Here is a 10,073-nt window from a genome sequence, read left to right on the forward strand (position 1 = left end):
CATGGGCGCTTCGATCGCCGATTTCCTCGCCATGCTCGCCACCGAGCGCGGGGCGGCGCGAAATACGGTTCTCGCTTATGGCCGCGACCTCGAACAGGCGGAGGAACTGATCGGAACCCGGCTGGAGGACGCCCAGCCGGCGCAGCTCGCCCGGTTGGGACAGGGCTGGTCGTCGCTGGCCCCGGCGACGCTGGCGCGCAAGGTTTCAGCCCTGCGGCAATTTTTCGGTTTCCTCGTCGATGAAGGGCTGCGCGAGGATGATCCGACGCATGCGCTGCCGCGCCCTGCCACGCGCCGCCCGCTGCCGAAGATCCTGTCGCATGCCGAGGTCGAAGCGCTGTTCGCGACCGCGGAAGAAGAGGCCCGGGGCAATGCCCCGCTCGCGGTACGGATGCTGGCGCTGCTCGAAATGCTCTACGGTTCCGGGCTGCGGGCCACCGAACTGGTTTCGCTGCCGCTTTCCGCAGTACCGCGCGATGCGCCGTTTCTCACTGTTACCGGGAAGGGCGGCCATGCGCGCATGGTTCCCGTCAGCCAGCGGGCCGATACCGCGCTCAAGCGGTGGCTGGCGCTGCGCGGATCCGATTCGGCGTGGCTCTTTCCCTCGCGCAGCGGGCATATTTCGCGCGTGCGCCTGTTCCAGCTGCTCAAGGCGTTGGCGGTGCGCGCCGACCTCGCGCCCGAGAAGCTCAGCCCGCATGTCCTGCGGCACGCCTTCGCCACGCATCTGCTCGAAGGCGGGGCGGATTTGCGCGCGCTCCAGACGCTGCTGGGCCATGCGGATATCTCGACCACGCAAATCTATACGCATGTCGATGCCGCGCGGTTGGTGAAACTGGTCAACGAACGCCATCCGCTTGCACGCGCGCCCGCTTCGGACTAGCGCCGTAGCATGATTTCCTATCTCGAATTCGAGAAGCCGGTCGCCGAGCTTGAACAACGTATCGCCGAACTGCGGAGCGCAGCGGAGGGCGATGATGTCGACATCACCAATGAATTGCAGCGGCTCGAGCTGAAGAGCGCGAACCTGCTTGCCAGCACCTATCAGGCGCTCAGCCCGTGGCAGAAAACGCAGGTCGCGCGGCACCCGTCGCGCCCGCATTTCCGCGATTATGTCGAATATGCCTTCGACGAATTCGTGCCGCTGGGCGGGGACCGCTGCTACGGCGACGACGAGGCGATCCTCGGCGGGTTCGCGAAGCTCGATGGCCGCAAGGTGATGCTGATCGGCCATGAAAAAGGCAACGATACCGCCAGCCGGGTCCGCCACAATTTCGGCATGGGCAAGCCCGAAGGCTATCGCAAGGCGATCCGCTTGATGGAAATGGCCGGACGGTTCGGCCTGCCGGTGGTGACGCTGGTCGACACCTCGGGTGCCTTTCCCGGGATCGAGGCCGAGGAACGCGGCCAGGCCGAAGCCATTGCGCGTTCGACCGAGGCCTGCCTGGCGTTGCCGGTGCCGATGGTGGCCGCGATCGTCGGCGAGGGCGGATCGGGCGGTGCAGTCGCGCTGGCCAGCGCCGAGCGGGTGTTGATGATGGAGCACGCGGTCTATTCGGTGATCTCTCCCGAGGGCTGCGCCTCGATCCTGTGGCGGACAGCCGAGAAGGCCCCCGATGCCGCCGAGGCGATGAAAGTGACCGCGCAGGATCTGGCCGCGCTGGGCGTGATCGACCGGATCGTGCCCGAGCCTGTCGGCGGGGCGCATCGCGATCCGCGGGTGGCGGCAACCGCGCTCGGTGATGCGATCGTGGAAGAGCTGGACGCGCTGGCGCGGCATGCGCCGCATGAACTCAAGCGGTTGCGCGAAGAGCGTTTCCTCGCGCTCGCCGGCTGAGGACGCGGTACCCCGGCGGGAACAAACCGCCGCATGACCCGGTTCTTCCCAACATATTCAACGCCTCGCGCGACCGGCCGGGAATGTCCGTCGGCCGCGTGCCAGATTTATGGGGACCGCCGCTCATGACGCGCATTTCACTCGCCGCCGCCGCATCCGTTTCGACACTCTCGCTGGCGCTGGCCGGCTGCATGGGCACGGGGAACATCCCCAGTGCGTCCACCCCGATCACGCAGAGCGAGGCGCAGATGGGCGCCGAGGCGCATCCGCAGCTGCTCAACGAGTTCGGCGGAGCGATGAGCGGCAGCCATGCGCAATATGTCGAACAGGTGGGCAAGAACATCGCGGTCCAGTCGGGCCTGGGCAATGCCCGCGATTCCTTCACCGTCTCGCTGCTCAACAGCCCGGTGAACAACGCGTTCGCGATCCCCGGCGGTTACGTCTACACGACCCGGCAGCTGGTTGCGCTGATGAACAACGAAGCCGAACTGGCGGCGGTGCTAGGCCATGAAGTCGGCCACGTTGCCGCGCGCCATTCGCAGCGCCGGCAGGCCACGGCACAGCGCAACACGCTGCTCGGCGCGGCCGGTGCGATCCTGTCGGGTGTCCTCCTCGGCAATAGCGGGCTCGGGCAGCAGCTCGGCCAGGCTGCCTTGCAGGGGTCGCAATTGCTGACGCTCAAGTTCTCGCGCTCGCAGGAACTCGAGGCGGACGAGCTCGGCATTCGCTATCTCAACTCGGCGGGCTACGATCCGCGCGCGATGGGCACGGTGCTGCAGAGCCTCGCGCTGCAGAATGCGCTCGATGCCCGCGTGCAGGGACGCGACAATGCCAATATTCCCGAATGGGCATCGACCCACCCCGATCCGGCCAGCCGTGTGCAGACCGCGCTGGCGAAAGCGCAGGCCACCGGCGTCACCGGCGGCGTCACCAATCGCGATACCTTTCTGACCCGGATCGACGGGCTGACCTATGGCGACGATCCGTCGCAAGGCGTGGTCGAGGGCCGGCGCTTCATCCATCCCGATCTGCGGCTGGCATTCACGGCGCCGCAGGGTTTCTACATGATCAACGGGACGAGAGCGGTCACGATCAATGGCCAGAGCGGGCAGGCGCAATTCTCGCTCGCGCCGTACAACAATGACCTCAACAGCTATGTCACCAGCGTTTTCGCCGGGGTGAGCGAGCAGCAGCAGATCCGGCCGCAATCGATCCAGCGGACCACCGTCAATGGTTTGCCCGCCGCCTACGGGACGGCGCGCGTCGCATCGGGTAACGGGCAGGTCGACGTGACCGTTTTCGCCTATGAGTTCGCCAGCGACCGCGCGTACCACTTTCTCGCGATAACCCCGGCTGGCCAGACTTCGGCGTTCAACGACATGTTCGCATCGATGCAGCGGATCGACTCGCAGACCGCGGCGAATGTGATTCCGCGGGTGGTCGATGTCGTGACGGTCGGCAGCGGCGATACGGTCGCCTCGCTCGCGCGCCGGATGGCCTACAGCGACAACCAGATCGACCGGTTCCGCGTGCTCAACGGGCTGACTTCGAATGAAGGCCTCAGCGTTGGGCAGAAGGTGAAGATCGTCGTCCGCGGGCGATGAACTGCAGCAATTGATCGGGACAAAGAAAAGGGGCGGCGGGTTGAACCCGCCGCCCCTGATTTTCGTCGGGAGTTACCCCGCGTCTTAGCTGCCGCTCATCGTCGTCGAAACGGTGTTGAACGTCGTGCTCAGCTGGCCGCCGAGGCTCTGCATCGCGGTGATCGCGGCAACGGCGATCAGGGCAGCGATAAGGCCGTATTCGATTGCGGTTGCGCCTTCTTCATCGCGGCGCAGCTTGCGGAAAAACTTCATAATTCGTCTCCTGGTTCAGTCTTCGTACCCGGCCCGCTCCAAGAATGTAGAGCGGACAATTATGCGTTCTGCAGCGAAGTGGTTTAAAAACCCCTAACCGCTGCGGTCAGCCGCCCATTGCGGCAGCAGCCGCGGTTGCGATTCTCGACCACATGGTCGTCGCAGACGCGCCGAAAGCCTGGAGCCCGCCAATCATGGCGAGAAAGATCAGGGCGAGGATCAGCCCGTATTCGACAGAAGTGGCGCCGCGATTATCGCGTTCCAACATGCGCAGGAATTTGATCATGCCCGGTGCCCCCACTCGTCGCTTGTCTAAGCTGACATGGGATGTTTACGCTGGGGCGGGTTAAGAAATCGTTGAGAGTGGTCGCGAAAGTGGAAAATATCCCGACATGGACCTGCGTCGTCGCGCTGGCGCTGCGCGACGGGAAGGGGCGCTGGCTGATGCATCGGCGCCCCGCGGACAAGCACCATGGCGGGCTCTGGGAGTTTCCCGGCGGCAAGGTCGAGACGGGCGAAACCCCGCGCAATGCGCTGGTTCGCGAGATCGACGAAGAGCTTGGCCTGGTCATCGAACCGGCGGCCTGTGCGCCCGTCGGCTTCGCCGAGGAGACCAGCGGGGAAGGGCGCCCGCCGATTGTCATCATGCTTTACACTTCGGTCTGGGACGGGAGCGGTATGGGCGCGCTCGAGGGGGGTGAAATCGATTGGTTTACCCCTGAGGAGGCGGAGCTACTTGCCAAACCCCCGCTCGATGTCGCGCTGGCGGCAAAGTTGTTTGCAAAATGGGTGATTTAGGGATTGCCAAGCTGTGGGTGCCTGCCTATGTGGCGCCCTCCAAGCGCGCCCGTAGCTCAGCTGGATAGAGCACCAGACTACGAATTTGGGGGCCGGAGGTTCGAATCCTTCCGGGCGCGCCACAAAAGGCCATCCTTCTCCGGAAGGGTGGCCTTTTGTGGTTCTGGAGGAGGCGCAAGGGCGCCGGTGCCCGCAAGCCGCGGAGTAGGGCGGTCAGTCGGCCTCGTCTTCGAGCCAGTGCATGTCGTCATCGCTGAAGCCGAAGTGATGGCCCGCCTCATGCACCACCACGTGGCGCACCAGATCGTCCATTCGGACCCCGGTTTCGCGCCATTCGGCAATCAGCGGTTCGCGGAACAGCCAAATGCGCGGCGGGAGCTGCCCGCTCTGCCAGATCGATTGATCGGGCAGGGGTTCGCCTTCGTAGAGGCCGGAAAGATGCCAGCGGTCCGTGATATCGACCGATGCCAGCTGCTCGGGGGTCGCGAAATCCTCGACCTGCAGAACGACATCGCCCATCTGGTCGCGGAACTGCGCAGGCAGTTCGGCGAAAGCCGTTTCGGCCATTGTCTGCATCTGGGCCCGCGTGGGCGCTTGTCGGTCATGCATGGTGAAGCCGATATGGGTTTGCCGGCCGGGCCCCACAAGACCGGAACCGTGCCGCCGGTGACCGGTTCATCTTCCAAAGGAGATAAGAAACATGGCCGATGCCACGAAGATTTTCGAACGCCTGAAGGAAGATCATGACCGCCACCGCGAGCTGCTGGACAAGCTGCTCGACACGAGCGGGGATACGACCGAGCGCAAGTCGCTGTTCGAAGAGCTGACCAAGGAGCTCAAGAGCCATGCTGCCGCAGAAGAGCAGGCGCTGTATTCCACAATGTTGCGCAAGCCGCCGACGACCGGCGAAACGCGCCATTCGGTGGCCGAACACCACGAGATCGAAGAGGCGCTCAACGACCTTGCTGCGACCGATATGTCCGAAGGTGGCTGGCTGACGAAGTTCAAGAGCTTCGAGCACCAGTACCGGCACCATATCGACGAGGAAGAGGAAGACCACTTTCCCGACTTCGAACGGCACCTCGACGAGGATGACATGAAGCACATGGAACGGGTCTTCGAGCGCCGCAAGGACGAGGAAATGGCCGAAGCCGAAGTGACGCCCGAGAAGAAGGAAGACGCGAAGGAATAGCGCGCAGCGCAGGGGGTCGGCACATGAGTGAAGACAAGCAGGCGGATCCGAGCCGCACTTCGGCGCTGTCGCCTTCGGTCGAGCCCGGGGTCTGGCGCTATGCCAGGGCCTCGCGCGCGAGCGTAATCGTCGATGCTGCCGACTATTTCGCCTTCATGCAGGAAGCGATGCTCAAATCGCGGCGGCGAATCCTGCTGATCGGCTGGGATTTCGACACGCGGATACATCTGGAACGCGGGCGGCGCTGGTGGCAGCGTGCGTGGAAACGCGGGTACCCGTCGCGGCTCGGCAGTTTCATCGCCTGGCTGGCGCGCCACCGCAAGCAGCTCGACATCCGTATCCTGAAGTGGAGCGTAGGCGCACTGTCGACCATGGGCCGTGCCTCGATGTGGTGGGATCTTGCCCGCTGGTTCCGTCATAGCCGGATCAACTTCCACTTCGATACCGCGCATCCGATCGGTTGCACGCATCACCAGAAGATCGCCGTGCTCGACAACAAGGTGGCGGTGTGCGGCGGAATCGACATGACCGACAAGCGCTGGGACACGCGCGATCACGACGAGGTCGATCCGCGCCGCAAGACACCGCACGGGCGCAGTTACGGCCCGTGGCACGATGCCGCGATGCTGATGGAGGGCGAGGTCGCCACCGCGCTTGCCGAGCTGGGCGACGACCGGTGGACATCGGCCGGCGGTGCCGAGCTACCCGAAGTTCCCGATGCCCCCGGCAGCCCCTGGCCCGATGCGCTGACCGCCCAGTTCGAAGATGTCGAGATCGGCGTGGCACGTACCCGCGCTGCCTACCGTGACTGGGAAAAGATCACCGAGATCGAGCAGCTTTATCTCGACCAGATCGCCGGCGCGAAGCGGTTCATCTACGCCGAAAGCCAGTATTTCGCATCGCGGGCGATCGCCGAAGCCATCATCGCCCGCCTGGGAGAGGACGATCCGCCGGAAATCGTCATCGTGCATCCGTGCCACGCCGATGGCTGGCTCGAACAGCAGGCGATGGATCATGCCCGGGCGGAATTGGTGCGCGCGATCGGCGAAGCGGATCCGCAGCGCCGGTTCTCGCTCTGGTCCCCCTTCACCGGCGAGACGCCGATCTACGTCCACGCCAAGATCATGATCGTCGACGACACGATCCTGCGGATCGGCTCGGCCAATCTCAACAACCGCTCGATGGGCCTCGACAGCGAATGCGATGTGTTCATCGATTCGACGCGCAAGGGCAATGCGCACGCCGCCGATGCGATCGCGGCTCTGCGCCATTCGCTGCTCGGAGAACACTGCGGCATCGATGAAAACGAGGTTGGCGAACTGCTGTCGCGGCACGGGTCGATGGCCGCGTTGATCGACCATTCGCAAGGCGAAGGCGGCCGAAATTTGCGGCGCTACCATCCTCCCGAACTCAACGACGTGCAAAAGGGCCTCGCCGAGAGCGCGCTGCTCGATCCGGAGGACCCCGACGACATGTTCGAGCCGTTTGCAAACGGCGGGCTTTTCCGCAAGGGGAGCAGGCTCAAGCGGTTTCGCGACAAGTTCAGGAGGATCAAGGGAACGTGAGCAGCCTAGTTGGACCCGACGAGGACGATCCGCGCGGCAAATTGCCCGTTCCGGAGCATGTGCAGGATGCGATCCGCACGCTCATCGAATGGACGGGCGACGATCCCGCGCGCGAAGGCTTGCTCGACACCCCCAAGCGGGTGGCGCGCGCGTGGAAGGAATATTGCATCGGGTACACCGAAGACCCGGCAGTGCACCTCGATCGCGTGTTCGAGGAAGTGGGCGGTTACAACGAGATCGTCCTGCTCAAGGATATTCCGTTCCAGTCGCATTGCGAACACCACATGGCGCCGATCATAGGCAAGGCCGCGATCGCCTATCTGCCGCATGACCGCGTCGTCGGCATTTCGAAGCTTGCGCGCGTGCTGCATGGCTTCGCGCGGCGGCTGCAGGTGCAGGAACGCCTGACCGCCGAAGTGGCCGACTGTATCTGGGAAAATCTCCAGCCGCAGGGCGTCGCGGTGGTGATCGAGGCATCGCATGCCTGCATGACCGCGCGCGGCGTGCGCACGCCCGGTGTCGGCATGGTCACGAGTAGGATGATGGGCACCTTCCTCGACGACCATCGCAGCCGCGAAGAAGTGCTCAAGCTGATGGGATACGGCTGACCGCCCGGGCGGCCGGCTCCGAGGTCAAACCCGCAAGTAAAAACGCCCCGCCGGGCAGCAAGCCGGACGGGGCGTCTGTTTGCGTGTCGGCAGGGCCTATGGCTTACATCTGGCCGAGCATGTGTTCCGCACTCGAGACCGAGAAATCGCCCGGTGCTTCGACATTGAGCTGGGTAACCACGCCGTCCTCGACCACCATCGAATAACGCTGACCGCGCTTGCCGAGGCCGAAGCCCGAACCGTCCATCGTCAGGCCGACCGCTTCGGCAAAATCGCCATTGCCGTCGGCGAGCATGGTGATGTCGTCGGAACCGGCAGCGCTTTTCCATGCGCCCATCACGAAGGCGTCGTTGACTGCCGTGGCGACGATTTCGTCGACGCCCTTCGATTTCAGATCGCCGGCCTTGTCGACATAGCCGGGCAGGTGCTTGGCCGAACAGGTCGGGGTGAAGGCGCCGGGCACCGAGAACAGCGCCACCTTCTTGCCCTTGAAGTAGTCGGCCGAGCTTACCTGCTCGGGGCCGTTCTCGGTCGCCTTGACCATTTTTACATCAGGCAGCTTGTCGCCTACCGAAATCGTCATAACAAAACTCCGTCTATCGCGTGTGCCGGGTGAGGTAAGCTGCACCGCGGCGATGCGCAAGCTCCCAGCGCGGGTTGCGGCTCGGGGGCTGGTACGGGGCCGCGGGAGGGGGATGTTGCCCTCGTTCGGCTGGGCGGCTAGGGCCGCTGCCATGCGGCAGCCGCGCACTCCCCCCAAGCGGCCACCACCCCGATAGACTGAGGATTTACCGTGAGCGAATTCACCGATTACGTCATCAAGGACATTGCCCTGGCCGATTACGGCCGCGCCGAGATCGCCATCGCCGAAACCGAGATGCCGGGCCTGATGGCGCTGCGCGAGGAGTATGCGGCAAAGCCGCTGAAGGGCGCGCGGATCACCGGTTCGCTGCACATGACGATCCAGACCGCCGTGCTGATCGAGACGCTGGTGGCGCTCGGCGCGGATGTGCGCTGGGCGACCTGCAACATCTACTCGACGCAGGATCATGCCGCGGCGGCCATCGCGGCGCAGGACATCCCGGTCTTCGCGATCAAGGGCGAGAGCCTGGCCGACTACTGGGACTATGTCGGCCGCATCTTCGACTGGTCGACCGATGAGAATCCCGACCAGACAGCGACCATCATTCTCGACGATGGCGGCGATGCGACCATGTTCGCGCTGTGGGGCGCGCGCGTCGAAGCGGGCGAGGAACTGCCCGAGCCGCAGAATGCCGAGGAAATCGAATTCCAGCGCGCGCTCAAGGCGTTCCTCAAGGCCAAGCCGGGCTATCTGACCAAATCGGTCAAGAACATCGTCGGCGTGTCGGAAGAAACTACCACCGGCGTCCACCGCCTCTATCATCTCGCCAAGCAGGGCAAGCTGCCGTTCCCCGCGATCAATGTGAACGACAGCGTGACCAAGTCGAAGTTCGACAATCTCTATGGCTGCCGCGAATTGCTGGTCGATGCGATTCGCCGCGCAACCGACGTGATGCTGTCGGGCAAGGTCGCCTGCGTCGCCGGCTTCGGCGATGTCGGCAAGGGGTCGGCGCAGTCGCTGCGCAACGGCGGCGCGCGCGTGCTGGTCACCGAAGTGGATCCGATCTGCGCGCTCCAGGCCGCGATGGACGGCTTCGAGGTCGTGACGATGGAAGAAGCGGTCAAGGTCGCCGATATCTTCTGCACCGCGACGGGCAACGAACACGTCATCACCGCCGAACACATGAAGGCGATGAAGGACAAGGCGATCGTCTGCAACATCGGTCACTTCGACAGCGAGATCCAGATCTCGGCGCTCGACAATTACGAGTGGAACGAACTCAAGCCGGGTACCGACCTGGTGAAGTTCCCCGACGGCAAGGAAATCATCGTGCTCGGCAAGGGCCGGCTGGTGAACCTGTCCTGCGCCACCGGTCACCCGAGCTTCGTGATGAGCTTCAGCTTCACCAACCAGACGCTCGCGCAGATCGAACTGTGGACCAAGGGCGACGAATACAAGAACGACGTCTACGTCCTGCCCAAGCATCTCGACGAAAAGGTCGCGGCGCTCCATCTCGACAAGCTGGGCGTGAAGCTGACCAAGCTGAGCCAGAAGCAGGCCGACTACATCGGCGTGCCGGTCGATGGGCCGTTCAAGCCCGAACATTACCGTTACTGACGGCCGTTCCGGTCCGG

Annotated in this window: 12 protein-coding genes and 1 tRNA gene; 9 read left to right on the forward strand and 4 right to left on the reverse strand. The window is 64.2% G+C overall.

What is annotated here, in order from left to right; all coding sequences use genetic code 11:
- The first annotated feature begins 1 nt into the window (after nucleotide 1).
- From SJY12_RS01465 to SJY12_RS01475, 3 genes are all read left to right on the forward strand, one after another.
- Nucleotides 2-883, forward strand: coding sequence for a tyrosine recombinase (locus SJY12_RS01465; protein WP_397505765.1), 882 nt, complete (start codon nucleotides 2-4; stop codon nucleotides 881-883).
- A gap of 9 nt (nucleotides 884-892) precedes the next feature.
- The gene (locus SJY12_RS01470) at nucleotides 893-1,837 is read left to right on the forward strand and encodes an acetyl-CoA carboxylase carboxyltransferase subunit alpha (RefSeq protein ID WP_050599924.1); all 945 of its coding nucleotides are present in this window, start codon (nucleotides 893-895) and stop codon (nucleotides 1,835-1,837) included.
- Nucleotides 1,838-1,962: 125 nt separating this feature from the next.
- The gene (locus SJY12_RS01475) at nucleotides 1,963-3,441 is read left to right on the forward strand and encodes a M48 family metalloprotease (protein ID WP_063506082.1); all 1,479 of its coding nucleotides are present in this window, start codon (nucleotides 1,963-1,965) and stop codon (nucleotides 3,439-3,441) included.
- 84 nt (nucleotides 3,442-3,525) lie between these two features.
- Here the strand turns inward: SJY12_RS01475 and SJY12_RS01480 are convergent, their stop codons facing one another.
- Together SJY12_RS01480 and SJY12_RS01485 are read right to left on the reverse strand one after the other, a co-directional pair.
- Nucleotides 3,526-3,693 (reverse strand): Flp family type IVb pilin, encoded by a 168-nt coding sequence (locus tag SJY12_RS01480; protein ID WP_063506081.1) that lies wholly within the window; start codon nucleotides 3,691-3,693, stop codon nucleotides 3,526-3,528.
- 106 nt (nucleotides 3,694-3,799) lie between these two features.
- The gene (locus tag SJY12_RS01485) at nucleotides 3,800-3,979 is read right to left on the reverse strand and encodes a Flp family type IVb pilin (protein WP_063506080.1); all 180 of its coding nucleotides are present in this window, start codon (nucleotides 3,977-3,979) and stop codon (nucleotides 3,800-3,802) included.
- 89 nt (nucleotides 3,980-4,068) lie between these two features.
- Here SJY12_RS01485 and SJY12_RS01490 point away from each other — a divergent pair, with 89 nt between their 5' ends.
- Both SJY12_RS01490 and SJY12_RS01495 read left to right on the forward strand, forming a co-directional pair.
- Nucleotides 4,069-4,491: an NUDIX domain-containing protein gene (locus SJY12_RS01490; RefSeq protein WP_397505766.1), complete on the forward strand. Its 423-nt coding sequence runs from the start codon at nucleotides 4,069-4,071 to the stop codon at nucleotides 4,489-4,491.
- A 45-nt stretch (nucleotides 4,492-4,536) separates the two neighbouring features.
- Nucleotides 4,537-4,613: transfer RNA gene (locus SJY12_RS01495), tRNA-Arg, on the forward strand.
- 91 nt (nucleotides 4,614-4,704) lie between these two features.
- Here the strand turns inward: SJY12_RS01495 and SJY12_RS01500 are convergent.
- Nucleotides 4,705-5,100 carry a metallopeptidase family protein gene (locus tag SJY12_RS01500; protein WP_050599921.1) on the reverse strand — a complete coding sequence of 132 codons (396 nt, stop codon included), beginning with the start codon at nucleotides 5,098-5,100 and terminating at the stop codon, nucleotides 4,705-4,707.
- 91 nt (nucleotides 5,101-5,191) lie between these two features.
- On the opposite strand from SJY12_RS01500, the gene SJY12_RS01505 reads away from it, so the two are divergent.
- The 3 genes from SJY12_RS01505 to folE are packed head-to-tail and all read left to right on the forward strand — an operon-like array spanning nucleotide 5,192 to nucleotide 7,856.
- Complete coding sequence (locus tag SJY12_RS01505) at nucleotides 5,192-5,683, forward strand: hemerythrin domain-containing protein (protein WP_050599920.1); 492 nt, start codon at nucleotides 5,192-5,194, stop codon at nucleotides 5,681-5,683.
- A 23-nt stretch (nucleotides 5,684-5,706) separates the two neighbouring features.
- Nucleotides 5,707-7,248 carry a phospholipase D-like domain-containing protein gene (locus tag SJY12_RS01510; RefSeq protein ID WP_397505767.1) on the forward strand — a complete coding sequence of 514 codons (1,542 nt, stop codon included), beginning with the start codon at nucleotides 5,707-5,709 and terminating at the stop codon, nucleotides 7,246-7,248.
- Complete coding sequence (folE, locus tag SJY12_RS01515) at nucleotides 7,245-7,856, forward strand: GTP cyclohydrolase I FolE (RefSeq protein ID WP_050599918.1); 612 nt, start codon at nucleotides 7,245-7,247, stop codon at nucleotides 7,854-7,856. Before SJY12_RS01510 ends, folE begins: the two co-directional genes overlap by 4 nt.
- Nucleotides 7,857-7,959: 103 nt before the next feature.
- On the opposite strand, the gene SJY12_RS01520 is transcribed toward folE, so the two are convergent.
- Entirely contained in the window at nucleotides 7,960-8,439 is a 480-nt protein-coding gene (locus SJY12_RS01520) for a peroxiredoxin (protein ID WP_050599917.1), read from the reverse strand.
- Between the two features lie 210 nt (nucleotides 8,440-8,649).
- Between SJY12_RS01520 and ahcY the strand changes: the two genes are divergently transcribed.
- Complete coding sequence (ahcY, locus tag SJY12_RS01525; RefSeq protein ID WP_397505768.1) at nucleotides 8,650-10,056, forward strand: adenosylhomocysteinase; 1,407 nt, start codon at nucleotides 8,650-8,652, stop codon at nucleotides 10,054-10,056.
- Nucleotides 10,057-10,073 lie beyond the last annotated feature (17 nt).

The organism is Qipengyuania sp. R86523 (assembly GCF_044596365.1).
Taxonomy (GTDB): Bacteria; Pseudomonadota; Alphaproteobacteria; order Sphingomonadales; family Sphingomonadaceae; genus Qipengyuania; species Qipengyuania citrea.

Coding starts and splice junctions, on each gene's coding strand:
- SJY12_RS01500 (WP_050599921.1), bottom strand. CDS start 5,100: ATGCATGACCGACAAGCGCCCACGCGGGCCCAGATGCAGACAATGGCC.
- SJY12_RS01480 (WP_063506081.1), bottom strand. CDS start 3,693: ATGAAGTTTTTCCGCAAGCTGCGCCGCGATGAAGAAGGCGCAACCGCA.
- SJY12_RS01485 (WP_063506080.1), bottom strand. CDS start 3,979: ATGATCAAATTCCTGCGCATGTTGGAACGCGATAATCGCGGCGCCACT.
- SJY12_RS01505 (WP_050599920.1), top strand. CDS start 5,192: ATGGCCGATGCCACGAAGATTTTCGAACGCCTGAAGGAAGATCATGAC.
- SJY12_RS01470 (WP_050599924.1), top strand. CDS start 893: ATGATTTCCTATCTCGAATTCGAGAAGCCGGTCGCCGAGCTTGAACAA.
- SJY12_RS01520 (WP_050599917.1), bottom strand. CDS start 8,439: ATGACGATTTCGGTAGGCGACAAGCTGCCTGATGTAAAAATGGTCAAG.
- SJY12_RS01510 (WP_397505767.1), top strand. CDS start 5,707: ATGAGTGAAGACAAGCAGGCGGATCCGAGCCGCACTTCGGCGCTGTCG.
- SJY12_RS01475 (WP_063506082.1), top strand. CDS start 1,963: ATGACGCGCATTTCACTCGCCGCCGCCGCATCCGTTTCGACACTCTCG.
- SJY12_RS01465 (WP_397505765.1), top strand. CDS start 2: ATGGGCGCTTCGATCGCCGATTTCCTCGCCATGCTCGCCACCGAGCGC.